25 protein-coding genes and 2 riboswitches are annotated in these 24,043 nt (G+C 68.7%); of the genes, 21 read left to right on the top strand and 4 right to left on the bottom strand.

The annotated features are described in order from the left end of the window. The first annotated feature begins 2 nt into the window (after positions 1-2). The 14 genes from ctaD (at position 3) to TMO_RS14115 (ending at position 13,396) form a co-directional block, all read left to right on the top strand. Positions 3-1,598, top strand: a complete 1,596-nt coding sequence (ctaD, locus tag TMO_RS14180) for a cytochrome c oxidase subunit I (protein ID WP_041604984.1) — start codon at positions 3-5, stop codon at positions 1,596-1,598. 230 nt (positions 1,599-1,828) lie between these two features. After that, positions 1,829-2,761 carry a heme o synthase gene (gene cyoE / locus TMO_RS14175; RefSeq protein ID WP_145978139.1) on the top strand — a complete coding sequence of 311 codons (933 nt, stop codon included), beginning with the start codon at positions 1,829-1,831 and terminating at the stop codon, positions 2,759-2,761. Further along, complete coding sequence (locus TMO_RS14170) at positions 2,758-2,973, top strand: hypothetical protein (RefSeq protein WP_014746326.1); 216 nt, start codon at positions 2,758-2,760, stop codon at positions 2,971-2,973. The genes cyoE and TMO_RS14170 overlap by 4 nt, the downstream gene beginning before the upstream one ends. A gap of 44 nt (positions 2,974-3,017) precedes the next feature. After that, the gene (locus TMO_RS14165; RefSeq protein ID WP_014746325.1) at positions 3,018-3,689 is read left to right on the top strand and encodes a cytochrome c oxidase assembly protein; all 672 of its coding nucleotides are present in this window, start codon (positions 3,018-3,020) and stop codon (positions 3,687-3,689) included. A gap of 172 nt (positions 3,690-3,861) precedes the next feature. After that, complete coding sequence (locus tag TMO_RS14160) at positions 3,862-4,671, top strand: cytochrome c oxidase subunit 3 (RefSeq protein ID WP_014746324.1); 810 nt, start codon at positions 3,862-3,864, stop codon at positions 4,669-4,671. After that, entirely contained in the window at positions 4,671-5,078 is a 408-nt protein-coding gene (locus TMO_RS14155; RefSeq protein WP_051045387.1) for a DUF983 domain-containing protein, read from the top strand. The genes TMO_RS14160 and TMO_RS14155 overlap by 1 nt, the downstream gene beginning before the upstream one ends. Positions 5,079-5,087: 9 nt before the next feature. Next, positions 5,088-5,873 carry an SURF1 family protein gene (locus TMO_RS14150; RefSeq protein ID WP_041604982.1) on the top strand — a complete coding sequence of 262 codons (786 nt, stop codon included), beginning with the start codon at positions 5,088-5,090 and terminating at the stop codon, positions 5,871-5,873. Between the two features lie 78 nt (positions 5,874-5,951). Then, positions 5,952-6,956: a COX15/CtaA family protein gene (locus TMO_RS14145; protein ID WP_014746321.1), complete on the top strand. Its 1,005-nt coding sequence runs from the start codon at positions 5,952-5,954 to the stop codon at positions 6,954-6,956. A gap of 35 nt (positions 6,957-6,991) precedes the next feature. Further along, entirely contained in the window at positions 6,992-8,530 is a 1,539-nt protein-coding gene (locus TMO_RS14140; protein ID WP_014746320.1) for a carboxypeptidase M32, read from the top strand. A gap of 172 nt (positions 8,531-8,702) precedes the next feature. Then, positions 8,703-10,106 (top strand): threonine synthase, encoded by a 1,404-nt coding sequence (thrC, locus tag TMO_RS14135; RefSeq protein WP_014746319.1) that lies wholly within the window; start codon positions 8,703-8,705, stop codon positions 10,104-10,106. 61 nt (positions 10,107-10,167) lie between these two features. After that, entirely contained in the window at positions 10,168-11,445 is a 1,278-nt protein-coding gene (locus TMO_RS14130; protein ID WP_014746318.1) for a M16 family metallopeptidase, read from the top strand. 38 nt (positions 11,446-11,483) lie between these two features. After that, positions 11,484-11,828 carry a sulfurtransferase TusA family protein gene (locus TMO_RS14125; RefSeq protein ID WP_014746317.1) on the top strand — a complete coding sequence of 115 codons (345 nt, stop codon included), beginning with the start codon at positions 11,484-11,486 and terminating at the stop codon, positions 11,826-11,828. 28 nt (positions 11,829-11,856) lie between these two features. Further along, complete coding sequence (locus tag TMO_RS14120; RefSeq protein ID WP_014746316.1) at positions 11,857-12,507, top strand: GNAT family N-acetyltransferase; 651 nt, start codon at positions 11,857-11,859, stop codon at positions 12,505-12,507. A gap of 61 nt (positions 12,508-12,568) precedes the next feature. Continuing rightward, the gene (locus TMO_RS14115) at positions 12,569-13,396 is read left to right on the top strand and encodes an urea carboxylase-associated family protein (protein ID WP_014746315.1); all 828 of its coding nucleotides are present in this window, start codon (positions 12,569-12,571) and stop codon (positions 13,394-13,396) included. Positions 13,397-13,662: 266 nt separating this feature from the next. Here the strand turns inward: TMO_RS14115 and TMO_RS14110 are convergent, their stop codons facing one another. Continuing rightward, positions 13,663-14,256 (bottom strand): YqgE/AlgH family protein, encoded by a 594-nt coding sequence (locus TMO_RS14110; RefSeq protein WP_014746314.1) that lies wholly within the window; start codon positions 14,254-14,256, stop codon positions 13,663-13,665. Between the two features lie 271 nt (positions 14,257-14,527). Between TMO_RS14110 and TMO_RS14105 the strand changes: the two genes are divergently transcribed. The 3 genes from TMO_RS14105 to upp all read left to right on the top strand — a co-directional run bounded on the left by TMO_RS14105 (position 14,528) and on the right by upp (position 18,172). Then, entirely contained in the window at positions 14,528-16,753 is a 2,226-nt protein-coding gene (locus TMO_RS14105) for a protein-disulfide reductase DsbD family protein (protein WP_014746313.1), read from the top strand. A gap of 135 nt (positions 16,754-16,888) precedes the next feature. Then, on the top strand, positions 16,889-17,371 hold the full coding sequence (locus TMO_RS14100) for a peroxiredoxin (protein WP_014746312.1): 483 nt from the start codon (positions 16,889-16,891) through the stop codon (positions 17,369-17,371). 126 nt (positions 17,372-17,497) lie between these two features. Beyond that, positions 17,498-18,172 carry a uracil phosphoribosyltransferase gene (gene upp, locus TMO_RS14095; protein ID WP_014746311.1) on the top strand — a complete coding sequence of 225 codons (675 nt, stop codon included), beginning with the start codon at positions 17,498-17,500 and terminating at the stop codon, positions 18,170-18,172. Between the two features lie 24 nt (positions 18,173-18,196). On the opposite strand, the gene rnhA is transcribed toward upp, so the two are convergent. The 3 genes from rnhA to ispH form a co-directional block, all read right to left on the bottom strand. Beyond that, positions 18,197-18,652 carry a ribonuclease HI gene (gene rnhA / locus TMO_RS14090; RefSeq protein ID WP_014746310.1) on the bottom strand — a complete coding sequence of 152 codons (456 nt, stop codon included), beginning with the start codon at positions 18,650-18,652 and terminating at the stop codon, positions 18,197-18,199. Further along, complete coding sequence (locus TMO_RS14085; protein WP_014746309.1) at positions 18,639-19,604, bottom strand: homoserine kinase; 966 nt, start codon at positions 19,602-19,604, stop codon at positions 18,639-18,641. The genes rnhA and TMO_RS14085 overlap by 14 nt, the downstream gene beginning before the upstream one ends. A gap of 83 nt (positions 19,605-19,687) precedes the next feature. Further along, positions 19,688-20,668, bottom strand: coding sequence for a 4-hydroxy-3-methylbut-2-enyl diphosphate reductase (gene ispH / locus TMO_RS14080; RefSeq protein ID WP_014746308.1), 981 nt, complete (start codon positions 20,666-20,668; stop codon positions 19,688-19,690). 293 nt (positions 20,669-20,961) lie between these two features. On the opposite strand from ispH, the gene TMO_RS14075 reads away from it, so the two are divergent. The 4 genes from TMO_RS14075 to gcvH all read left to right on the top strand — a co-directional run bounded on the left by TMO_RS14075 (position 20,962) and on the right by gcvH (position 24,038). Continuing rightward, positions 20,962-21,231 (top strand): CDGSH iron-sulfur domain-containing protein, encoded by a 270-nt coding sequence (locus TMO_RS14075; RefSeq protein ID WP_014746307.1) that lies wholly within the window; start codon positions 20,962-20,964, stop codon positions 21,229-21,231. 187 nt (positions 21,232-21,418) lie between these two features. Continuing rightward, entirely contained in the window at positions 21,419-21,985 is a 567-nt protein-coding gene (locus tag TMO_RS14070) for a hypothetical protein (RefSeq protein ID WP_014746306.1), read from the top strand. Between the two features lie 149 nt (positions 21,986-22,134). Then, a riboswitch (glycine riboswitch) is annotated at positions 22,135-22,263 on the top strand. Further along, a riboswitch (glycine riboswitch) is annotated at positions 22,264-22,389 on the top strand. Between the two features lie 89 nt (positions 22,390-22,478). Then, entirely contained in the window at positions 22,479-23,618 is a 1,140-nt protein-coding gene (gcvT, locus tag TMO_RS14065; protein ID WP_014746305.1) for a glycine cleavage system aminomethyltransferase GcvT, read from the top strand. A 42-nt stretch (positions 23,619-23,660) separates the two neighbouring features. Then, positions 23,661-24,038: a glycine cleavage system protein GcvH gene (gcvH, locus tag TMO_RS14060; RefSeq protein WP_014746304.1), complete on the top strand. Its 378-nt coding sequence runs from the start codon at positions 23,661-23,663 to the stop codon at positions 24,036-24,038. Positions 24,039-24,043: the final 5 nt, after the last annotated feature.

Genomic DNA, 24,043 nt, shown 5'->3' with positions numbered 1-24,043 from the left:
TTATGGCACACGCGGGCGCACATGACGCTCACGGCGCACACCATCCGACGGGCTGGAAGCGGTGGGTCTTCTCCACGAACCACAAGGACATCGGCGTGATGTACCTTGTGTTCGCGGTGGTCGCGGGTCTGATCGGCGGGTTCTTTTCGATGCTGATCCGGGCCGAGCTGGCGTCTCCGGGCGACCAGATTTTCGGCGGCGACTATCAGTTCTACAACGTGGTCATCACTGCGCATGGCCTGATCATGATCTTCTTCGTGGTCATGCCGGCGCTCATCGGCGGGTTCGGTAACTTCTTCGTGCCGCTGATGATCGGGGCGCCCGACATGGCGTTCCCGCGGATGAACAACATCTCCTTCTGGCTGCTGCCGCCGTCCTTCGCGCTGCTGCTGGGCTCCGCCTTCGTCGATGGCGGTGCGGGCACGGGCTGGACGATCTATCCGCCATTGTCGGGCAATGTGTCCCATGGCGGCGCGGCGGTGGACATGGCGATCTTCTCGCTGCATCTCTCGGGTGCGGCGTCGATCCTGGGCGCCATCAACTTCATCGTCACCATCCTGAACATGCGCGCCCCGGGCATGACGCTGCACAAGATGCCGCTGTTTGCCTGGTCGATGCTGGTGACGGCCTTCCTGCTGGTGCTGTCGCTGCCGGTGCTGGCCGGCGCCATCACCATGCTGCTCACCGACCGCAATTTCGGCACGGCGTTCTTCGACCCGGCCAAGGGCGGTGACCCGATCCTGTTCCAGCATCTGTTCTGGTTCTTCGGGCACCCCGAAGTCTACATCATGATCCTGCCGGGCTTCGGCATCATCAGCCATGTGATCTCGACCTTCTCCCGCAAGCCGATCTTCGGCTATCTGGGCATGGCCTATGCCATGGTCGCGATCGGTGTTGTGGGCTTCGTGGTCTGGGCGCACCACATGTTCACGGTCGGCCTCGACGTCGACACCCGCGCCTATTTCACCGCGGCGACCATGGTCATTGCGGTGCCGACCGGCATCAAGATCTTCTCGTGGATCGCCACCGCGTGGGGCGGCTCCATCGAGTTCAAGACCCCGATGCTGTTCGCGATCGGCTTCATCTTCCTGTTCACCGTCGGCGGCGTGACCGGTGTCGTGTTGTCGAATGCGGGGGTGGACACGGTGCTTCACGACACTTATTACGTTGTGGCGCACTTCCACTACGTGCTGTCGCTGGGCGCGCTGTTCGCCATCTTCGCCGGGTTCTACTACTGGATCGGCAAGATGTCGGGCCGGCAGTATCCCGAGACGCTGGGCAAGATCCACTTCTGGCTCACCTTCATCGGCGTGAACCTGACCTTCTTCCCGATGCACTTCCTGGGGCTGGCCGGCATGCCGCGCCGTATCCCCGACTATCCGGATGTGTATGCGGGCTGGAACCATGTCGCGTCGATGGGTGCCTATATCTCGGGCTTCGCCGCGCTGTTCTTCATCTTCGTGGTGTTCCGCACGTTGACCGCCGGTCAGAAGTGCGCCGACAATCCGTGGGGCGAGGGTGCAACCACCCTCGAATGGACGGTGACCTCGCCGCCGCCCTTCCACACCTTCGAGGACGGCCTGCCGCGCGTGAAGTGACGGCAGCCTGACCGAGACCGGTCCTTCGGGGCCGTGGCCGGCGGCATCCACACCGCCGGCCACGGCCCCGAAACCGCCCGACCCCGTTCCGACCCGCCCGGTCGGGCCGGTCGGCCGGGCAGGTGCCGGAACGGGTGGATCGGGATGCGACGGAACATCCGTCCGATACGCAGCTCATCCAGGTCGGTGCCTTCCCCCGCACCGCGTCCAGAAGACCAAGGCCCACGCCCGTGACCGACTCCGTCTACACCTCCACCGCCGTTGCCGCAGATGCCGCGTCCCCCGCGGCCGATCCGTCGGTGCGGGATTTCATCGCCCTTCTCAAGCCGCGCGTCATGTCGCTGGTGGTGTTCACGGGCGCCGTCGGCATCTATCTGGCGCCCGGTCATCTGCATCCGGTGCTCGCCTTCGTGGCGCTGCTCTGCATCGCGGTCGGTGCCGGGGCGTCGGGGGCGATCAACATGTGGTACGACCGCGACATCGACGCGGTCATGGCCCGCACCGTCGACCGGCCGATTCCGGCCGGGCGCATGGAGCCTGAAACCGCGCTCGCCTTCGGCGTGGCGCTGGCTGTGGCGTCCGTGGTGGTGATGGGCCTTGCGGTCAATCCGGTGGCGGCGGCGCTGCTGGCGCTGACCATCGGCTTCTACGTCTTCATCTACACCATGTGGCTGAAGCGCAGCACGCCGCAGAACATCGTCATCGGCGGTGCCGCCGGCGCCTTCCCGCCCATGGTCGGCTGGGCGGCGGTCAGTGGCGACGTGTCGCTGGGCGGTCTGGTGCTGTTCGCGCTGATCTTCATGTGGACCCCGCCGCATTTCTGGGCACTGGCGCTCTACCGCGCCGGCGATTATGCGCGTGCGGGTGTGCCGATGCTGCCGGTGGTGGCCGGCCGGCGCGAGACCAAGAAGCAGATCCTGATCTACACCGTGGCGCTCATCCCGCTGTCGGTGGCGCCCTGGGCGATGGGTCTGGCCAGCATCTGGTACGGCCTGGCGGCCGGCGGGCTCAGCCTGATCTTCCTCGGCCATGCGATCCGCGTGGCCAAGAGCGAGGGCGATCGGGCCCCCAAGGCGATGTTCGGGTTTTCCATCCTCTATCTCTTCGCCCTGTTTGCCCTGCTGGTGGTGGACAAGGCGGCAGGGCTGGGGGGCTGGTCATGACGCCTGCCGACACCCGCAACGGTCCCGTCGATCACCATGACGCGGCGGAATACGATCCGCAGCGTGCCGAGGTGGAAGAGCGGATCGACCCCGCCTCGGCCGAGGCGAAGGACCGGATGCGGCGCATGCGGCAGCGCAACTGGGCGCTCTTTGCCCTGCTCTGGGCGATGGTGGCTCTGTTCTTCGCCATCACCATCGCGAAGATGAGCTGACGGAGAGGTAACGGGTTGTGAGCGAGGCGGACGGACGAGATGAGATGGCGACCGAGCGGGCGCGGCGGCAGCGGCGCGGCAAGCTCGGCACGCTGATCGGCGTCGGCGTGCTGCTGGGCGGCATGACCGTGCTGACCTCGTATTCGACCACGATCTACAACCTGTTCTGCCAGGTCACCGGTTATGGCGGCACCACCCAGGTGGCGGATGCGGCCGAGGTGCCGGTGCTCGACCGCGAGATGAAGGTCCGCTTCAACGCCGATACCGCCCGCGGCATGCCCTGGGGCTTCTTCCCCGAGCAGCGCGAAATGGTGGTGAAGGTGGGCGAGCGCCATCTCGCCTTCTACAAGGCGGTCAACAACAGCAACCGACCGGTTCTGGGCCAGGCTGCCTACAATGTGACGCCCCAGAAGATGGGGCTCTATTTCGACAAGATCGACTGCTTCTGCTTCACCGAGCAGCTGCTGATGCCCGGCCAGTCGATGGACATGCCGGTCAGCTTCTACATCGACCCGAAGATGGCGGAAGACGAGAATGTCGACGAGGTCCGCACCGTGACGCTGTCCTACACCTTCTTCGATCTGGGGGAGGAAGGGCTGCAGAGCTATCTGGAGCGGACCGGCCGGAAGCTTGAGGATTTCGCGACGGCGGCACCGGGCACCAGCCTGGCCGACGGCGCCCGGACCGGCAGCCTGCCCCGTCCCGCGGGCGGATAGGGCGGCCGGTCGAAGAACGACAACGGGAAGGAAACGCCCGGACCAACCCTGCGGTCCGGTGCAGGGAGCTGCCGGGGGCGGGGGTGCGCCCCGTTCCCCGGGCCGACGGCCGACGCCGGACGAGGGCGACTGCCAGGGGTCATGCGGCATCGGCCTTGAGGAGGAGTGTAGAATGAGCGAAGCACACGCCGCGCACACCAAAGTGCACGATTATCATCTCGTCGATCCGAGCCCGTGGCCCTTCCTGGGTGCCATGTCCGGCCTGCTCATGGCGGTCGGCGGGGTCATGTTCATGCACGACAACCCGGTGGGCTGGCTGGTCCTGCTGGTGGGCTTCCTCTGCGTGCTCGGCGTGATGGCCGGCTGGTGGCGGGACGTCATCAAGGAATCGGTGCAGCACAAGGCCCATACCGGCGTTGTCCAGATCGGCCTGCGCATGGGCATGGTGCTGTTCATCGCTTCGGAGGTGATGTTCTTCGTCGCCTTCTTCTGGGCCTATTTCAACGCCTCGCTGTTCCCGACCGAAGCGGTCGGCGGGGTCTGGCCGCCCGAGGGCATCGAGACCTTCGATCCCTGGCACCTGCCGCTGATGAACACCACCATCCTGCTGCTCTCGGGCACCACGGTGACCTGGGCGCATCATGCGCTGCGCGAGGGCGACAACCGCACCACCGTGCAGATGCTGGCGATCACCGTCGGCCTCGGCGTGTTTTTCTCCTGCGTCCAGGCCTATGAATACAGCCACGCCACCTTCGCCTTCACCGATGGCGTCTATGCCTCCACCTTCTACATGGCGACCGGGTTCCACGGCTTCCATGTGCTGGTCGGCACCATCTTCCTGGCCGTCTGCCTGCGCCGGGCGATCGCCCGCCAGTTCAGCCCCCAGAAGCACATCGGCTTCGAGGCGGCGGCCTGGTACTGGCATTTCGTCGACGTGGTCTGGCTGTTCCTGTTCGTCGCAATCTACGTCTGGGGCCGCTGATGACCGATCGGCAGGGCGGAGGCGGGGACTGGCCGGCGGTTAACCCGCTGGTCGCCGGCCTTCGCTGCCGCTGTCCACGCTGCGGCGAGGGGCGCCTGTTCCGGGGGCTTCTCGCCGTTCGTGATTCCTGCGACCGCTGCGGCCTGGACCTGCGGGACGTGGCGAGCGAGGACGGTCCGGCCGCTTTCGTGATCCTGATCGCCGGCTTCATCCTGATGGCGCTGGTGCTCTGGGTGGAACTCACCTGGGCGCCGCCGATCTGGTTGCATCTCGTGATCTGGCTGCCGCTGGCGGTGGTCCTGTCGATCGGCCTGCTCCGGCCGATGAAGGCATGGATGGTCGCCCAGCAATACCGCCACCGCGTCCTCGGCCTCGGCCGGGATGCGGACGGCACCACCGGAGACTGACCCCCCATCATGCCCGCCGCTGATCCGTCGCCGTCCGGTCCCCCCCATGCCGGTCGCGCCGGCCGCCCCGCTGCCAGAAAGCCTGAACGGGCGGGACTTCTGCTCGTCCTCGTGGTGCTGGCCGTGGCGGCCATGCTCGGCCTCGGCACCTGGCAGGTTCAGCGCCTGGCCTGGAAGACCGATCTGATCGAGCAGCGTGCGGCAAGCCTCGCCGCCGATCCGGTCGCGCTCCCGGTCTTCGGCCCGGCCACCACACCCGAAGAGCTGGCCGAATGGTCCTTCCGCCGGGTGCGGATGACCGGCCATTTCCGCCACGACAAGGAACTCTATCAGGCGGCCAAATCGCTCAACGGCAATTCCGGCTACCACATCCTGACGCCGTTCGAGCGCACCGACCTGCCCGAGGGCGCGGCGCAGACCGTGCTGGTCAGCCGCGGCTGGGTGCCGCTCGACCACAAGGATCCGGCCACCCGTGCCGCCGGCCAGATCCCGGGCGAGGTGACCGTCACCGGCGTCGCCCGTGTGCCCAGAACCACAGCCTGGGTGGTGCCCGACAACCGGCCGTCCGAGAATTTCTGGTTCACCATCGACCCGAAGGTGATGGGGGATTTCGTCGGCGAGACCCTGGCACCGGTCTATGTCGAGGCCGATGCGACCCCGATCCCGGGCGACCTGCCCAAGGGCGGCCAGACCCGGTCGGAGCTGCCCAACGACCATCTTCAGTACGCGATCACCTGGTATGCGCTGGCGATCTCGCTGATCGTGATCTATGTCGTCTACAGGCGGCGGCATTGATCCGCCCGCCTGCGGCCGATCGCCGACCGCCTGCCTGCCGCCTGATCGCTCTCTGACCCGAACCGTTACGGCCGTCCGATGAAACCCTCTATCCGTCGCTTCCGTGCCGTCACCGGCATCGCCATCGTCGCCACCTTCGTGCTGATCGTTCTGGGTGCCGTCATCCGCGCGACCAATTCCGGGCTGTCCTGCCCCGACTGGCCGCATTGCTACGGCTTCTGGGTGCCGACCCCGGCGAAACTCGCGACCGTGCCCGGGATCGACTACACCTTCACCCAGGTGATGTATGAATGGGTGCACCGCTTCATCGCCGGCATCATCGTCGGGCCACTGACCCTGATTCTGGCGATCTGGGCGCTGGTGATGCGGCGTGAAAACCTGCGCCCGGCCCTGTTCGGCATCGCGGCCCTGGCGCTGCTGCTGGTGCAGGGCCTGCTCGGCGGATTGACGGTGCTGGACCGGAACTCTCCCTGGAGCGTCGCGGTTCACCTCTCCAACGCCCAGCTGGTGCTGGCGATGCTGATCGGCATGTATGTCTCGGCCGGCCGCCCGGCACAGAGCGCGCTGGTCTGGACCGAGCCTGTCGCCCGCGGTGCCCGGCTCGCCGTCTTCGCGGTGGCCCTGCTTGCGCTCTCGACCATCGCCGCCGGGGCGATGATGGCCAAGAACGGCGCCTCGCTCGCCTGCTCGACCTGGCCGCTCTGCGATGGCGCGGTGGTGCCGCCGCTCGACGATCCGCTGATCGCGCTGCACTTCACCCACCGGGTGCTGGCCGGCGTCACGGCGCTCGCCATTCTGGGGTTGTTCCTCTGGGCGCGCCGCACCCGGCGCCGGGCGCCGGGCTTTGCGCGCGACATGCACCGCACCATCGGCCTGGTCGCGCTTCAGGTCGGTGTCGGCGCGGCGGTCATCTTCCTGCAGGTGCCGGTCTGGACGGCCGCCACCCATCAGGGCATGGGCGTGCTGGTGCTGGCCTCGCTGGTCGTGACCCTGCTGCATCTGGCCTTCGGCCCCGGCACCGCGGTACCCCGCGGCCGGCCGGAGCCTGCCGCCGGCCAGGCGATGCCCGCGCGCGGCGCCTGACTATTTCTGATCCGCTCACAAGGACGCTTCCGCCCATGCCGGCCATGACCGAACTCGAGGCGCGCTTCCGCCGCCTGTCGCATATCGAGGGCGCCGAGGGCGTGCTCAGCTGGGACTGGGCGGTGAACATGCCCAAGGGCGGCGCCACGGTCCGTTCGGCCCAGATGGCGACGCTGGCCGAGATCGGCCATGACATCCTGACCGCGGCCGACCTACCGGCGCTGTTCGACGATGCGGCAGCGGAGCTGGCGGCGACCGCCCCGGCGGACCAGGCGGCAGCCGACCGGTTGGGCTGGCAGCAGGCCAATCTGGCCGAAATGCGCCGGCGCCACGCCCATGCGACTGCCTTGCCGGCCGATCTGGTCCGGCGACGGGCGGAAGCGGCCTCGACCTCCGAGATGATCTGGCGCGAGGCCCGGGCGGCGGATGATTTCGCCCGCTTCGCGCCGGCGCTCGCCGAGGTGCTGAAGCTGGAGCGCGAGGCCGCCGCCGCCAAGGGCGCCGCCCTCGGCCTGCCGCCTTACGAGGCCCTGCTCGACGCCTATGATCCGGGCCGGCGCACGGCCGATATCGACCGGATCTTCGCGCGGCTGGAGACGGAGCTGCCGGTGATCCGCGACGCGGCACTTGCCGCCCAGGCCGCGCGTCGCCAGCCGGTCCGGCCGCAGGGGCCGTTCCCGGTGGCGGCGCAGCGCGCGCTCGGCATCCGGCTGATGACCATGGCGGGCTTTCCCTTCGATCATGGCCGGCTGGATGTCAGCCACCACCCGTTTTCGGGCGGCGTGCCCGACGATCTGCGCATCACCACCCGCTATGACGAGGCCGATTTCGCCGAAAGCGCCATGGCGGTTCTGCACGAAACCGGCCATGCGCTCTATGAGCACGGCCTGCCGCGCGACTGGCGCGACCAGCCGGTGGGGCTTGCCCGCGGCATGACCATCCACGAAAGCCAGTCGCTGCTGACCGAGATGCAGGCCAGCCGGAGCCGGCCCTTCATGACCGCCTTCGCCGCCGCGGCGCGCGAGGCCTTCGGTGCGGATGCCGACGATCCGGCCTATGATGCCGACAATCTCCATGCGCTGATGGTGCGGGTGCGGCCGGGCTTCATCCGGGTCAATGCCGACGAGGTGACCTATCCCGGCCATGTCATGCTGCGCTACGGGCTGGAGCGGGCGATGATCGCCGGAGACCTCGCCGTGGACGACCTGCCCGGCGCCTGGCGCGAGGGCATGGCCCGGCTGGTCGGCGTGGTGCCCGACACCGATCGCGACGGCTGCCTGCAGGACATCCACTGGCCGAGCGGCGCCTTCGGCTATTTTCCGACCTATTCGCTGGGGGCGATGGCGGCGGCACAGCTGTTCCAGGCCGCCCGCCGGGCCCTGCCGGCGCTCGACGACGATCTGGCCCGCGGCGACTTCTCGGGCCTGCTCGGCTGGCTGCGCGCCCACGTCCACGGCCAGGGCTGCCGCTGGTCGGCCGACGAGCTGATCGAACGGGCGACCGGCGCGCCACTCTCGGCCGATGCCTTCCTCAGCCATCTGCGCCGCCGCTATCTGGGCGAAGGCCCGGCCTGACCAGGGTCCCGGCGCCGGGGCGGACAGGTCCACATGGCTGACCGGCGCCGCTGGTCGATTGATCGGGCGCGCCGGTCCCGGTAGTCTCGGCGCGTCCAGGCTTTTCCGGCCGGTCGCGCGCCCCTCTTCTGCCTCCCCCCTCTTCTGCCTCCTACGACGAAGGTTGACCTCCGTGCAGTACATCAGCACCCGCGGCCGCGCGCCGCGGCTCGATTTCGGTCAGGTTCTCCTCGACGGTCTCGCCCGCGACGGCGGCCTCTATCTGCCCGAGAGCTGGCCCCGGGTCGAGCCGGCCACCATGCGGGCCTGGCGGGGGCTGGATTATGCGGGCCTTGCGAAGCAGGTGATGCGGCTCTTCGTCGGCACGACCATTGCGCCGGCCGATCTCGACCGGATGATCGACGACACCTATGCCGGCTTCGGCCACAAGGCGGTGGCGCCGCTGAAGCAGCTGGGCGCCAATGAATGGGTGATGGAGCTGTTCCACGGCCCGACCCTCGCCTTCAAGGATTTCGCCCTGCAGCTGCTGGGCCGGCTGTTCGATCATGCGCTGGATCGGTCCGACCGGCGCGGCGTGATCCTGGGCGCCACCTCGGGCGATACCGGCTCGGCGGCGATCGAGGCCTGCCGCGACCGCGCGCGGCTGGACGTGTTCATCCTGCATCCCTTGGGCCGCACCTCCGAGGTGCAGCGCCGGCAGATGACCACCGTGCTCTCGCCCAATGTCCACAACATCGCCATCCGCGGCACCTTCGACGATGCCCAGGACATGGTGAAGGCGGCTTTCGGTGACGAGGCCTTCCGCGACCAGGTCGGGCTGACCGCGATCAACTCGATCAACTGGGCCCGCATCGCCGCCCAGGTGGTCTATTACTTCCACGCCGCTCTGGCCCTGGGGGCGCCCGATCGCGAGGTCGCCTTCGCCGTGCCGACCGGCAATTTCGGCGACGTCTATGCCGGCTATATCGCGGCCTCGATGGGCCTGCCGGTGGCGAAGCTGATCGTGGCCACCAACGAGAACGACATCCTGGCGCGGTTCTTCCGCAATGGCGACTATTCCTCGGCCGGCGTGCGGCCGACCTGGAGCCCGTCGATGGACATTCAGGTCGCCAGCAATTTCGAGCGGCTGCTCTTCGATCTGAAGGGCCGCGACGGCGAGGCGACCGCGGCTGCGATCCGCACCTTCCGCGAAACCGGCCATCTGCCGGTCAGCGATGCCGAGATCGCCAAGGCCCGACTGCTCTTCGATGCCGGTGCGGCCGACGACGCCCGCACCATCGACACCATCGCCCGTGTCTTCGCCGAGACCGGCGAGATCCTGGATCCGCACACCGCCGTGGGCGTGGCGGTGGCCCGCGACCGCCGCGAGGGCGTGCCGGCCGGCACGCCGGTGGTGGTGCTGGCGACCGCCCATCCGGCCAAGTTCCCGGATGCGGTGGAAAAGGCGATCGGCCGTCGTCCGGCCCTGCCTGCACGCATGGCAGACCTGATGGAGCGGCCGGAGCGATATGACACGCTGGAGGCTGACGTTTCGATCCTGACCTCCCATATCCTGTCGCACCGCCGCAACGCCTGACCGCTCCGGTCGGGTACGATCCGCCGGTTACATCTCCGACAGAAGGGCAGAAGACGCCATCATGAGTCTCGACGGTTCCAGCATCCGCATCACCACCCTGCCCAACGGCATGCGTGTGGCCACCGACAGCATGGCCCATGTCGAGACCGTCACCGTCGGGGTCTGGGTGCATGCGGGCACACGCCACGAGCCGGCGGAGATCAACGGCGTCTCGCATCTGCTCGAGCATATGGCCTTCAAGGGCACCGAGCGGCGCACCGCCCAGGGTCTGGCCGAAGAGGTCGAGGCAGTGGGCGGCTACATGAACGCCTATACCTCGCGCGAGCAGACCGTCTATTACCTGAAGCTGATGGCCGAGGATCTGGAGCTGGGCGTCGACGTGCTCGCCGACATCCTGCAGCATTCGGTCTTCGACCCGGACGAGCTGGAGCGCGAGCGCTCGGTGGTGGTGCAGGAGATCCTGTCGGCCGACGACATGCCGGAAGATGTGGTCTTCGACCATTTCCAGATCGCAGCCTATCCCGATCAGGGTCTGGGCCGGCCGATCCTGGGGCCGGTGGAGATCGTGCGCGGCATGCCGCGCCAGGCCATTGCCGGCTATATGCGCCGCCAGTATACCGCCAGCCGCATGGTGCTGGCGGCGGCGGGCAAGGTGGATCACGACCGGCTGGTCGATCTGGCGACCCGCTTCTTCGACGCCCTGCCCGCGACCGAGCCGCGCGACATCGACCCTGCCGCCTATGTCGGCGGCGATCTGCGCCGGCGCAAGGATCATCTGGGCCAGGTGCATCTGACGCTGGGCTTCCCCGGCATCGGCTATGCCCACGAGGACTATCACGCCTCGCAGCTGCTCGCCACGCTGCTGGGCGGCGGCATGTCCTCGCGCCTTTTCCAGGAGGTGCGCGAGAAGCGCGGCCTCTGCTACAACGTCTATTCCTTCGCGAGCCCGTTCGAGGATCATGGCCTGTTCGGCATCTATGTCGCGGCCGCCGAGGACGAGATCGCCGAGGCGATGCCGGTGATCATCGACGAGACCCTGGGCGTTGCCGACCGGGTGGGCGAGGAAGAGCTTCGCCGCTCGTTCGCGCAGCTCAAGGCCGGGCTGCTGATGGGGCTGGAAAGCACCACCGCGCGCGCCGAACGCCTTGCCCAGTCGCTGATCATCCATGGCCGGGTACAGTCCGTGGCCGAGACCGTGGCGGAGCTGCAGGCGGTGACGCCCGATCAGGTGTCGCGACTGGCGGGCCGGCTGCTCGGCGGCGGCGCGCCGACCCTGGCGGCGCTGGGGCCGATCGCCCGGGTGCAATCCTACGACGATCTCCGCCGTCGCTTCGGTTGACGGCAGGGCTCAGGATCCGACCGCAGGCAGGAGACGGCATGACGGCAGGACGAAGCATGCAGGCGGGCACCACCGGGGCGGGAGAGCCGCAGGCCCCAGGCAATCCCCAGGCCCCAGACAATTCCCAGGCCCCAGGCAATCCCGACGAGCCGGTCGCCCTGGTGGTCGATGCCGAGGGGCTGGTCTGCCCCTGGCCGGTGCTGAAGGCCCGCAAGGCGCTGAACACCCTGGCCGCCGGTGCGGTGATCGAGGTGATCGCCACCGATCCCGCCTCCTATATCGACATTCCGGCCTTCTGCGACACCGGCGGCCATGTCCTGCTCGACCAGCGCCGCGACGGTCCCCGTTTCGTCTACCGCGTCCGCAAGGGCGCGGGCGACTGACCGGCCGGCGGACGGGGAGGCACCCGGAATGTGGCCCTTTGCCTCGATGGATGGCGGCGACCGGCCGCGGATCATCACGCCGCGGGTGGTGATGCGTCCGGCGCGTCTGGTCGACTATCGCGAATGGGCAGAGGTGCGCGAGGCCTCGCGGGAGTTTCTGGAGCGCTGGGAGCCGTCCTGGGGCAATGATCCCTTGAGCCGCGGGGCCTATCGCCGCCGGGTCGGCCACTATCGCATGATCGCCCGCCGGGGCATGGGGCTCGCCTTCCACGTCTTCGTCCGTGACGCGGGCGACGGCTGCAGCGAAGGGCGCGAGGCGTTGAGCCTGGCTGGCGGGCTCACCCTGAACAACATCCGCTATGGCGTGGTCCAGTCGTGCAATGTCGGCTACTGGATCGGCGCGCATGTTGCCCGCAAGGGCTATATGACCGAGGCCCTGGCGGGTGCGGCCGATTTCGTCTTCGACACGCTGGGGCTGCACCGGCTGGAAGCGGCCTGCCTGCCCGAGAACCATCGCAGCATCGGCCTGCTGGAAAAGCTCGGCTTCGAATCCGAAGGCTATGCGCGGGAATATCTGCTGATCGACGGCCGCTGGACCGATCATCGCCTGTTCGGCCTGATCGCGACCGACTGGCGCCGCCGCCGGCCGCTGCCGCCGGCGGTGATCGACGCCGGCTGAACCCATTGCCCACCTTCTGTTACCCTTGGGCGAACCGCGCTTCGCAGAAGGGGAGGGCATGATGACGATCGAGACGCAGGAAACGGCCGGTCCGCGACCGGTGGTGGTCTATCCGAACGGCAGCCTGCCCGCCCCCGACATGGCGGCGCTGGAGGCGGCGCGGGCAGGGATGGAGAAGATCGACGAGCTTGTGGTGCCGCCCCGCGACGGGCGGGCCTTCCGCGTGCCCCGGGGGCATTTCTTCCGCATCCTCTCGATCGAGGGGCCGCAGGTCGGCGATCTCAATCTCTGGAATGCGCATGATCTGTCGGAGCGGTTCTTCAGCGGCAAGACGCGGGCGCTGCATGCAACCCATGTCACCACCGGCCACCGGCTGTGGAGCACGCTGCCTGCCCTGCGGCCGATGGCGACGATCAGCCACGACACCCTCGGCTGGTATGGCTGGGATGCCGATGGCGGCGGGGTGCACGACGTGATCGGCACGCGCTGCGACCCCTATACCAACCGGCTGCTGACCGGCACCGATTATCATCACTGCTGCCATTCCAATCTCTGCCGGGCACTGGCGGAGGCGACCGGGCTCAGCCCGCGGGCGGCGGAGCCCCATGTCCACGACGTGCTCAACGTCTTCATGTGCACCGGCTTCACCCGCGACACGCACCAGTACTTCATGAAGGCGAGCCCGGTCCGTCCGGGAGACTATCTGGAACTCTTCGCCGAGATCGACCTGCTGGCGGCGCTCTCCGCCTGTCCCGGCGGCGATTGCAGCGCCAGTCATTCAAGCGATGCGGCGCGCTGCTACCCGCTCAAGGTCGAGATCTTCCGGCCCGATCCCGCCCCACTCGCCGCCTGGCCCTGGCCGGCGCCGAACGGTTATGACGGGCTCTGAGTCGGGCGCGCAAAAAAAAGGCCGGCCAGGGAGTACCTGGCCGGCAAAGTCGCGTGTGTGAGGACGAGTCGTGCGAAACGGGAATGAAACGTTTGCACGCCGTTGATAATATGAGACTGAGAATGATTCGCAATAGTGAATCGACAGACGCTGCGAAGTTTTTTCCAGGCGTGGTCTCATCTCACACGAAATCAAGGGGTTGTGGCGCAGCACCCGCGGGGCCGGGACCGGGGGGCCGTGGGATGCTGCATGCCCACGCGTCGCAGTCAGGCATGGCCGCCTTCGCCGGAGAGATGGCCGAGGTCGACGCCCAGCCGGCCGATCGCCTCGCGCCACTTCCCCTCGACATCGCCTTCGAACAGCAGCTCGGCATCGGCATCGACCACCAGCCAGCTGTTGCTCTGAATTTCGGTCTCCAGCTGACCGGGGCCCCAGCCGGCATATCCGAGGGCGACGAGCGTGCGATCGGGGCCGTGGCCCTCGGTCATCGCCTTCAGCACGTCGAGGGTCGCGGTCAGCGCCACCTCGTCATCGATCCGCAGGCTGGTCGCCAGCACATAGTCGGTAGAATGGAGCACGAAACCGCGGCCGGTCTCCACCGGTCCGCCGAAATGCACCTTCACCGTTGCGGCTTCCGGGCTGCAATCCAGGCCCAGCTGTGAAAGAAGCTCGGGGAAGTCGACCGTGTCGAGCACCCGGTTGACCACCAGCCCCATGGCGCCGTCGTCGGAATGGGCACAGAGATAGATCACCGTCTTGGTGAACCACGGGTCCTCCAGCCGCGGCATCGCGATCAGCACCTTGCCGGTCAGGCCCTCGGGGCCCGACATCTCGAAAGGCGTGGTGGTTGCTGCCGCCATGGGGCGGTCTGCCCGCATCCCTGCCATTGCCCGACTACCTTCTCGCCCGTGTTGTTGCGGTCGCCCGCTGTGGGGAAGCGCACGAAGGATCATCACAATCACGTGGTCGCCGCCACATGACGCCCTGTCGCATGTCCTTCCGGCGCCATGCCGCCTATAGTTACGTCTGGATTAGGTAGGCTGGCGCCGGAGCATGCGCAAGGGCACATCTGTTCGCCCCGCGAATGGCCGGCTGCTGCCGGCCCGGCTCAGGAACCCATGGGACCGCCGCATGCATATCCGCCGCACAGACCGCCAGCCCCTCCGGCAGAAGGCCATAACCGCCTTCGGTTCGGGCATCATGCTGGCCTTCGCCTGTCTGACGATAATGGCGCCCGCCCTGGCGGCAGAGGCGCCGCACGGCTGGATCGGCCCCTGGGCGGAGGGGCAGCGCTCGGCGGTGCGGCTGGTGGCGGCGCCGCAGACCCCGGATGAGGCGGCGCGGGGGGAGCTGTCGCTCGGTCTGGATTTCCGGATGGAGCCGGGGTGGAAGCTCTACTGGCGCTCGCCCGGCGATGCGGGCCTGCCGCCCGCAATCGATGGGGCCAGCCCCTCGATCGCCGACGGACAGATCGCCGCCACGCAGATCCACTGGCCGCTGCCCGAGCGTTTCACCGCCTTCGAGACCATCCACACCTATGCCTATGAGAAACGCGTCCTGCTGCCGGTGACAGCCGGACTGGCGGCGGCCGCACCGGCAGCGCCACTGCGGTTGCGGGTCGACTATCAGGTCTGCGAGGCGCTGTGCATTCCGGTGACCGCCGACCTTGTGCTCGACGTGCCGGCGGGGCCGGCCGATCCGCTCGACCGCACCGCGGCCGAGGCCGAAGCCGCGATCGCTGCGGCCCGGGCAGCGGTGCCGGCCGTCGCCTCCGACCCGGCTGCCGCTCCCTTCGCAGCGGTCTCGGCCGGCTGGATCGCGGGCGAGGGCGATGCACCCGCGCGGCTGGTGGTGGAGGCGAAGAGCGATACGCCCTTCGGCCCCACGGCGGATGTCTTCATCGAGGGGCCGGACGGCTTCGCTTTCCTGCCGCCCGAGGCGCGACGGCTGGATGACGGCCGGCGGATCCGCTTCGTGAGCGACGTCGCCCCGCCTGCCGCCGATGCCCGGCTTCTGGGCGAGACGGTCCGGCTCACTTTGGTCGACGGCACCGGAGACGACCGCCGGGCGGTCGAGACCACCGCCCAGGTGGTGCCGGCGCCCGCCACCCTGCTCGGCCCCGAAGGCGGGCTGGCCGCCGCCCTGCTGATCGGCCTGCTCGGCGGGCTTATCCTGAACGTCATGCCCTGCGTGCTGCCGGTGCTGTCGATCAAGCTGATGGGGCTGGTCGCGACCCGCGGCCTCGGCCGCGGCGATGTCAGGGCCAGCCTGCTGGCGACGGCTGCCGGCATCCTGTTGTCCTTCCTCGCGCTGGCGCTGGCGGCGGCCGGGCTGAAGCTGGCCGGGGTCGCGGTCGGCTGGGGCATTCAGTTCCAGCAGCCGGCCTTCATCGGCGTGATGATCGTGATCATGGCGCTGTTCGCGGCCTCGCAGCTGGGGGTCTTCACCATCCGGGCCCCCGTGCTGTCGGGCGGGCTCGCCCGCGATGTGGTGCCCGAGGCCGGGGGGCGGCCGAAGCTCGGCCGGGCGATGATGAGCGGCGTGGTGGCGACCCTGCTCGCCACCCCCTGTTCTGCGCCCTTCGTCGGCACGGCGCTGGGCTTCGCGCTCGCCGGCGGTACGGCCGACATCCTGGCGGTCTTTGCCGCCATGGGGCTGGGCATGGCGCTGCCCTATCTGGCGATCGCGGCGGTGCCCTCGGCCATCCGCCTGCTGCCCCGGCCGGGGCGCTGGATGGTCTGGGTGAAGGTTGCGATGGGCGTGGCGCTGGCGGGGACCGCCCTCTGGCTCACTCTGGTGCTCAGCCGCCTGGTTCAGCCGGGTGCTGCTGCGGCGGTGGCGGTGCTGGCGGCGCTCGCCGCCCTGCTGCCGCTGGTCATCACCAAGGCCCGGCTGCTGCGCTGGGCCGGTGTCGGCGGTCTGGCGGTGGCGGCGGTCGCAACCGCGGTTCTGGCCTCGCCCCCGTCCGGCCGCGGCCTGCAGTCGATTGCGGCCGAGGGGCCCTGGACGGCGTTCGAGGCCGGGGCGATCACCGCCGAGGTGGCGAAGGGCCGGGTGGTGTTCGTCGACGTCACCGCCAGCTGGTGCGTCACCTGCATCGTCAACGAGGAACGGGTGCTGGCGGTGGATCCGGTGGCCGGCCGCCTGGCCACGCCCGATGTGGTGGCGATGAAGGCCGACTGGACCCGGCCCGATCCGGTGATTGCCGACTATCTGGCGGGCTTCGGCCGCTATGGCATTCCCTTCAACGTGGTCTACGGGCCTGCGGCGCCGCAGGGGCTGGTGCTGCCCGAACTGCTGACCGCCGATGCCGTGACCCGGGCGCTGGATCAGGCGCGCGGCGCAGGGGCCGGTTGAGCGCGAAACCCGCGCCCGCGGACTTGCGCCCGTCACCGGAACCGGCCTTAAATGGCGGCGATCCGGAGGGCCGGCCACACCGACAGGGCCGCCCCCGCAGACGAGACGCGAGTTCCGAGCCAGGAGAGCGAGATCATGACCATTTCCATCGGCGACAAGATTCCGGCAGCCACCCTGGTCGAGATGACCGCGGACGGCCCGAACAAGGTGTCCACCGACGAGCTGTTCGCCGGCCGCACCGTGGCGGTCTTCGCCGTGCCCGGCGCCTTCACCCCCACCTGCTCGGCGCGTCATCTGCCGGGCTTCGTGGAGCAGGCCGATCAGATCGTCGCCAAGGGCGTCGACGAGATCGTCTGCATCTCGGTCAACGACGCCTTCGTGATGGGCGCCTGGGGCAAGGCCCAGGGCGTCGACGGCAAGGTCCGCCTGCTGGCCGACGGCAATGGCGACCTGACCAAGGCGCTGGGCCTGACGCTCGACGGCACGGGCTTCGGCATGGGCCTGCGCTCGCAGCGTTATTCGATGCTGGTCAAGGACGGCGTCGTCACGCAGCTGAACGTCGAAAAGCCCGGCGCTTTCGAGGTGAGCGACGCCGGCACCCTGCTCGGCCAGCTCTGATCCTGCCGCGGAGCCTTCGGGCTCCGCCTGCCGCATCGGCGGCGCGGCCGGCATCCCGTCCCGGGTGCCGGCCGTATCGCCGTACCGGCATCTTTTCAACGCCCGCCCAGCCATCGCGGAGCCCATATGACCAAGACCACCACCGACCACCGCGACCTGGCCGCGCGTTTCCCCAACCTGCATGTGCTCGACCATCCGCTGATCCTGCACAAACTCAGCCATATGCGGAACCAGGCGACCTCGACCAAGACCTTCCGCCAGTTGCTGCGCGAGATCGCCCTGCTGATGGGCTACGAGATCACCCGCAGCCTGCCGATCACTCATGAAGAGCTGGAGACGCCGCTCGAACGCGTGGCCGTGCCGGTGATCGAGGGCAAGAAGGTCGCGGTGGTGCCGATCCTGCGCGCCGGCCTCGGCATGGCCGACGGCCTGACCGAGCTGATGCCCTCGGCCCGCATCGGCCATGTCGGCCTCTACCGCGACGAAGAGACCAAAGAACCGGTCGAATATCTGGTGAAGCTGCCCAAGGCCGAGGGTCGGACTTTCATCCTGGTCGACCCGATGCTCGCCACCGGCAATTCGGCGGTGCATGCGGTCGAGGTGCTGAACCGTTATGGCGTCGCCGACGACCAGATCCGCTTCATGGCCCTGATTGCGGCCCCCGAAGGCCTGGAGGTCTTCACCCGCGCCCATCCGCAGGTGAAGGTCTATGTCGCCGCCGTCGACCGCTGCCTGGACGAAAACGCCTATATCCGCCCGGGCCTGGGCGATGCCGGCGACCGGCTGTTCGGGACGCGATAAACCCGTCAGATCCCTCGGGCGAGGTCAACCCCGCTTCGGAATCCCGGCGCGCGCCAGCGCGTCGGCGCGTTCGTTTTCGGGGTGGCCGGCATGGCCGCGGACCCATTCCCATTCCACCGTATGGCCGCGGACCAGCCCGTCCAGTTCCTGCCAGAGATCGGCGTTCTTGACCGGATCCTTGGATGCGGTCTTCCAGCCGTTGCGCTTCCAGCCATGGATCCATTTGGTGATGCCGTCGCGCACATAGGTGCTGTCGGTGCAGATCCGGATCGTGGTCGGGCGTTTCAGCGCGCGCAGCGCCTCGATCGCCGCGGTCAGCTCCATGCGGTTGTTGGTGGTGAGCGGCTCGCCGCCGCTCATCTCGCGTTCCAGCTCTCCCCAGCGCAGCAGCACGCCCCAGCCGCCGGGGCCGGGATTGCCCGAACAGGCGCCGTCGGTGAAGGCTTCGACGATCTTCTTCGGTGCGTCAGTCGAGGCCATAGGCGCCCGGTCCCGTAACGCTGCGGTGGAAGCGCAGCTTGTGGAGGTATTCGAGCGGATCCTTGGGCTTCACCAGCGCCCCCTCGACCTGATTCAGCCAGTCATAGGCGCGGGTGAGGAGGAAGCGCAGCGCCGCCCCTTCGCAGAGCAGCGGCAGGGCCGCCAGCTCGGCGTCCGAGAACGGCCGGACCTTGCGATAGGCGCCCAGCATCAGCCGGGCCTTGGTCACGTTGAACTGCCCGTCCGGCTCGAAGCACCAGGCATTGATGCAGATCGCGATTTCGTAGGCGAAGGCGTCGGAGCAGGCGAAGTAGAAATCGATCAGCCCCGACACCCGGTCCGACCGCTCGTAGAACACATTGTCGGGGAAGAGGTCGGCATGGATCGTGCCCGCGGGCAGATCGGCCGGCCAGGCCGTGGCCAGCCGGTCAAGCGTGTCGGCGATCTCGGCGGCCAGGCCCGGCACGATCTCGTCGGCGCGACCGCCGATGCGGGCGGCGAGCCCCTGCCAGCCGGGCAGGGCCAGCGCATTGGGGCGCCGGCCGGTGAAATCCGCGGTCGCGAGATGCAGTTCGGCCAGCGCCGTGCCCAGCGCCCGGCAATGGGCGGGCAGGATCCGGCCGGGGCCGCGGCCGGGCAGGAAGGTGAAGATCGCCGCCGGCTTGCCGGCCAGTTCCACCAGCGCCCGGCCCGACCGGTCGTGCACCGGTTCCGGGCAGCGGATGCCGCGCCGGGTGAGGTGCTCCATCAGGTTCAGGAAATAGGGCAGATCCGCGGGGTCGACCCGCTTCTCATAGACCGTCAGCACGTAGCGCCGGCCGCCGGCGTCGAGAAACCAGTTGGAGTTCTCCACCCCCTGCTGGATGCCCTGCAACCGCTCGAAAGGGCCGATATCATAGCCGCTGAGCAGTGCGCGCATGTCGTCGTCGTCGACCGCCGTATAGACCGCCATTCCGGTCGATGCCTCCTGTTGCGCCCGGGCGGATCCCGTGGCGCGTCTCCTCTGGTTGCGGGGGGTGGTCCGGGGGGAACCGCTCAGTGATTGAGTTCGGGCGGCAGCTTGAACACCACCCGTTCCTCGGCCGTGGTCACCCGTTCGATCGAGACCGGGCCGCGGGCGCGGAAGGCCGCGATGACCTCGTCCACCAGCACTTCGGGGGCAGAGGCGCCGGCGGTGATGCCGATCCGGGTGATCCCGTCCAGAAGCGACCAGTCGATCTCGGCCGCGGTCTGGATCAGCCGGGCATTGGCGCAGCCCGACACCGCCGCCGTTTCGACCAGCCGGCGGGAGTTCGAGGAATTCGGCGCCCCGATCACCAGCACCGCCTGAACCTCGGCCGCGATGCGGGCGACGGCCTCCTGGCGGTTGGTGGTGGCATAGCAGATATCCTCGCGCCGGGGGCCGGCAATCTCGGGAAAGCGGCGGCGCAGCACTTCGATGATGCCCGAGGTGTCGGCCACCGACAGGGTGGTCTGGGTCGCGAAGGCAAGCTCCAGCCCGAGCCGCGGCGGCTGATAGGCCTCGGCATCGGCGATGCTCTCGATCAGGTCGACGGCGCCCTCGGGCAGCTGGCCCATGGTGCCAATCACCTCGGGGTGGCCGGCATGGCCGATCAGCAGCACATGGCGCCCCTCGCCGTGATGGCGCTCGGCTTCGCGATGAACCTTGGAGACCAGCGGGCAGGTGGCGTCGATCGCGTGCAGCTCCCGCCGTGCGGCCTCGGCCGGCACCGATTTGGGCACGCCATGGGCCGAAAAGATCACCGGCACCCCGTCCGGCACCTCGTCCAGCTCCTCCACGAACACCGCGCCCTTGGCTGCCAGATCCTGCACCACGGTCTTGTTGTGGACGATCTCGTGGCGGACATAAACCGGCGCGCCGAAGCGTTCGATCGCCCTCTCGACGATCTGGATCGCCCGGTCGACCCCGGCGCAGAAACCGCGGGGTTCGGCCAGCACGATGGTCACCGTGGCAGGAGTGGCTGCTTCTGGGGAGGTCGGGGCCGCCTGGGTCATCGCGTCGGCTCTCCGGGCTGAAGGATCCGACGGGCGGATCCGGGGAGGGGGGCTCGCATAGGGTGCGGTATGGCACGGGCGGCGCCCGAGTTCAACACCATGCGCACGCATCCCGTTGCCTGGAAAGACCAATCCCGGCCCTTGCCCGCGGCGATTCTCCGCCACTACACTCATAGATGCTTGTCCCGGAAATAAAGCAATCAAAGCGCGCATCACGCCGACGGGGCGGCACCGAGGCACGAGATGACGACCCATCGGCCGATCCGGCCGGCAAGAGACGGGAAGGGTGAGACATGACCATGGAGAACGACGCCACGCCGCCGGCCGCGGCACCGGTGGTGGCGCAGGCGGAGCCCTTTGAGGTGGCGGTGAAGGCGGGGCGGACCTATTGGTGGTGTTCCTGCGGGCTGAGCACGAAACAGCCTTTCTGCGACGGCACCCACAAGGGCACCGGGCTCGGCCCCAAGGCCTGGAAGGCCGAAGAGGACGGCACGGTCTGGTTCTGCGGCTGCAAGCAGACCGCCGACGGACCCATGTGTGATGGCAGTCACGAAAGATTGTGACCTTGATGACGCGGCTATGAGGTGACGCGGACACGCGCGGGCGGCGGCATTGCGCGCCCGCGCGCCATCGCTATAAAGTGGCGCTTGTCTCAGCCGGCCGCCCGGTCCCCGGGCGATCCGGCGATAAACGATCACGGAGCGCTTCGTCGTGGCACAGTCCCATTCCGCGTCCGGTCCCGAAACGGCAATGAACAGGACGACGACGCGGGCGGCCCTGCGCCGTCGGGCGGCCCTGGCCCTGGCCGCGTCGGGTGTGGCGCTGGTCGTCTCCGGCTGCGGCGCCTTCTCGCGCGCCGAGCCGCCGGTCTGTCCCCGCGTGGTGGTGCTGCGCGACACCGCCCAGGCGGTGCAGATCGAACCGGGTGCCAAGGACGTGACCGGCGTGCGTTTCCTGGGCCGGATCGCCGATGCCCAATGGACCTGCGATGCCGACACCGACGACGGCAAGCGCTATCTGGATGTGGCGCTGACCGTGGTGATCGATGCCGAACGCGGCCCGGCCGCCCCCGATGCCACCGCAACCGCCTTCGATTATTACGTGGCGGTGGCCGACCGGGAACAGACCATCCTGAACAAGCAGGTCTTCCGGTCGGATCTGCCCTTCCCGGCCAACCGGCTGAAGGCCGGGTCGAAGGAAGAGCTCAGCATCCGCGTGCCGCTGCCCGGCACCAGCACCGGTGCCGACTATGCCCTGCTGATCGGCTTTCAGCTCGACCGCGAGCAGCTGGAGTTCCAGCGCGGCCACAGCCGGTAAGAGGGCAGCAGGACCCGGGGGGGACGCGCAGCCCGGGCCGGAACCATCCCGGTCCGGATCGCGATCCGTTGACGCGAGAGGGCTGCGGGCCGGATTGTGCCCTGCGGCCCTCTCGTGTATCCTGGCCACGCTCGGAGGCTACGTGACAGACGAACCCTGTGGGAGAGCGCGCTGCGCGACGCCCGACCGGTCGATGGTCGGGAGAATGTCGAGGCAGTGCCGCCGAAGGAGCAACCGGCCCCGGTAAACTCTCAGGCACCAGGGACCGCAGGGGAATGTCACTCTGGAAAGCAGGCGGCGCGGAAGATCGCGGCGTCTCACCGAAGGGGTAAGTGCGACGACGGCCCACCGCATCCGCGGGGGCATGGCGGCGCACAATCTTTCAGGTCCGAAGACAGAGCGGGGCCATCTCCGGGGACGGAACGTCGGATCGACCGGCGGCGCCGGACCTGGGAGATGCGCGGCCGCAATCCTGTTTTCTCGGAGCGACCCGATGTCCGGTCCGGACCAGCCGACCCAGGGCGGTACCCCCGCCGATCTTCTCAAGACCCCGCTTTACGATCTGCATCTGGCGCAGGGCGGCAAGATGGTGCCCTTTGCGGGCTATCTGATGCCGGTCCAGTATCCCATGGGCATCAAGGGCGAGCATCTGCACACCCGCACCCATGCGGGGCTGTTCGACGTCTCGCATATGGGCCAGGCACGGATCACCGGGCCGGATGCGGCGGCGGCGCTCGAAAACCTGGTGCCGGGCGACATCACCGGCCTCGGCCTCGGCCGGATGCGCTATACCCAGCTGACCACCGATGACGGCGGCATCCGCGACGACCTGATGGCGACGCGGTTCGACACCCATGTCTTCCTGGTGGTGAACGCGGCCTGCAAGGCCGATGATTTCGCCCATATCGCGGCGCATCTGCCGGCCGGCCACAGCCTCGACATCCTGGATGATCGCGCCCTGCTCGCCCTGCAGGGCCCCGAGGCGGCAGCCGTGCTGGCGGCGCTGGCGCCCGCGGCGGCCGACATGGCCTTCATGTCGATGCAGCCGCTCGACATCGCCGGCATTCCCTGCCTGGTCAGCCGGTCCGGCTATACCGGCGAGGACGGCTACGAGATTTCGGTTCCGGCCGATCGGGCGGAAAGCCTGGCCGGCAAGCTGCTGGCCGACCAGCGGGTGGCGCCGATCGGTCTCGGCGCCCGCGACAGCCTGCGCCTCGAAGCCGGGCTCTGCCTCTACGGCCACGATATCGACCTCTCGACCAATCCGGTCGAAGCCGGGCTCGGCTGGTCGATCGCGAAGCGTCGCCGCACCGCCGATGCCGGCTATCCCGGGGCGGCGGTGATCGCCGCCGCCTTTGCCGAGGGCCCGGCGCGCAAGCGCGTCGGCCTCATCCCCGAGGGCAAGGTGATCGCGCGCGAAGGCACCGACGTGATCGACCCTGCAACCGGCGAGACCGTCGGCCGTGTCACCAGCGGCGGCTTCGGCCCCAGCGTCGACGGGCCGGTGGCCATGGCTTATGTCCGCGCCGATCTGGCCGCCCCCGGCACCGCCCTTGCCCTCGACGTCCGCGGGAAATCCCGCCCGGCGACCGTCGCCCCCATGCCTTTCGCGCCGCATCGCTACCGGCGCTGACCTGCAACACTCCCGCCCCATCAGGGAACAGCGAGCTTCCTCATGAGCACTCTGCGTTTCACCAAAGACCATGAATGGATCGACCTCGACGGCGAGGTTGCAACCGTCGGCATCACCGATTACGCCCAGGGACAGCTGGGCGATGTGGTGTTCGTCGAACTGCCCGAGGTCGGGCGGTCTCTGGCCGCCGGCGACGATGCCGCGGTGGTCGAATCGGTCAAGGCCGCGAGCGACGTCTATGCGCCGATCGACGGCGAGGTGGTCGAAGCCAATCAGGCGGTGGTCGACGACCCGAGCCTGGTCAACAGCGACCCTGCGGGCGAGGGCTGGTTCTTCAAGGTCCGCGTCACCGATGCCGGTCAGCTCGACGAGCTGATGGACGAGGACGCCTATGCGTCCTACATCGCGGAGCTGGAGTGATCTCA

Source organism: Tistrella mobilis KA081020-065, from assembly GCF_000264455.2.
GTDB classification, from domain to species: Bacteria; Pseudomonadota; Alphaproteobacteria; order Tistrellales; family Tistrellaceae; genus Tistrella; species Tistrella mobilis.
Note: the sequence above shows the minus strand (reverse complement) of the source record. Positions and strands in the feature narration are given on the sequence as shown.

Bases quoted from the DNA above. Each gene is read 5' to 3' on its own strand.
- TMO_RS14165 (WP_014746325.1), top strand. From the start codon at position 3,018: ATGGCGACCGAGCGGGCGCGGCGGCAGCGGCGCGGCAAGCTCGGCACG.
- TMO_RS14170 (WP_014746326.1), top strand. From the start codon at position 2,758: ATGACGCCTGCCGACACCCGCAACGGTCCCGTCGATCACCATGACGCG.
- rnhA (WP_014746310.1), bottom strand. From the start codon at position 18,652: ATGGCCTCGACTGACGCACCGAAGAAGATCGTCGAAGCCTTCACCGAC.
- TMO_RS14085 (WP_014746309.1), bottom strand. From the start codon at position 19,604: ATGGCGGTCTATACGGCGGTCGACGACGACGACATGCGCGCACTGCTC.
- TMO_RS14140 (WP_014746320.1), top strand. From the start codon at position 6,992: ATGCCGGCCATGACCGAACTCGAGGCGCGCTTCCGCCGCCTGTCGCAT.
- TMO_RS14110 (WP_014746314.1), bottom strand. From the start codon at position 14,256: ATGGCGGCAGCAACCACCACGCCTTTCGAGATGTCGGGCCCCGAGGGC.
- TMO_RS14100 (WP_014746312.1), top strand. From the start codon at position 16,889: ATGACCATTTCCATCGGCGACAAGATTCCGGCAGCCACCCTGGTCGAG.
- upp (WP_014746311.1), top strand. From the start codon at position 17,498: ATGACCAAGACCACCACCGACCACCGCGACCTGGCCGCGCGTTTCCCC.
- TMO_RS14150 (WP_041604982.1), top strand. From the start codon at position 5,088: ATGCCCGCCGCTGATCCGTCGCCGTCCGGTCCCCCCCATGCCGGTCGC.
- ispH (WP_014746308.1), bottom strand. From the start codon at position 20,668: ATGACCCAGGCGGCCCCGACCTCCCCAGAAGCAGCCACTCCTGCCACG.
- gcvH (WP_014746304.1), top strand. From the start codon at position 23,661: ATGAGCACTCTGCGTTTCACCAAAGACCATGAATGGATCGACCTCGAC.
- TMO_RS14145 (WP_014746321.1), top strand. From the start codon at position 5,952: ATGAAACCCTCTATCCGTCGCTTCCGTGCCGTCACCGGCATCGCCATC.
- TMO_RS14105 (WP_014746313.1), top strand. From the start codon at position 14,528: ATGCATATCCGCCGCACAGACCGCCAGCCCCTCCGGCAGAAGGCCATA.
- TMO_RS14070 (WP_014746306.1), top strand. From the start codon at position 21,419: ATGAACAGGACGACGACGCGGGCGGCCCTGCGCCGTCGGGCGGCCCTG.
- TMO_RS14075 (WP_014746307.1), top strand. From the start codon at position 20,962: ATGACCATGGAGAACGACGCCACGCCGCCGGCCGCGGCACCGGTGGTG.
- TMO_RS14155 (WP_051045387.1), top strand. From the start codon at position 4,671: ATGACCGATCGGCAGGGCGGAGGCGGGGACTGGCCGGCGGTTAACCCG.
- TMO_RS14120 (WP_014746316.1), top strand. From the start codon at position 11,857: ATGTGGCCCTTTGCCTCGATGGATGGCGGCGACCGGCCGCGGATCATC.
- TMO_RS14115 (WP_014746315.1), top strand. From the start codon at position 12,569: ATGACGATCGAGACGCAGGAAACGGCCGGTCCGCGACCGGTGGTGGTC.
- ctaD (WP_041604984.1), top strand. From the start codon at position 3: ATGGCACACGCGGGCGCACATGACGCTCACGGCGCACACCATCCGACG.
- TMO_RS14130 (WP_014746318.1), top strand. From the start codon at position 10,168: ATGAGTCTCGACGGTTCCAGCATCCGCATCACCACCCTGCCCAACGGC.
- gcvT (WP_014746305.1), top strand. From the start codon at position 22,479: ATGTCCGGTCCGGACCAGCCGACCCAGGGCGGTACCCCCGCCGATCTT.
- TMO_RS14125 (WP_014746317.1), top strand. From the start codon at position 11,484: ATGACGGCAGGACGAAGCATGCAGGCGGGCACCACCGGGGCGGGAGAG.
- TMO_RS14160 (WP_014746324.1), top strand. From the start codon at position 3,862: ATGAGCGAAGCACACGCCGCGCACACCAAAGTGCACGATTATCATCTC.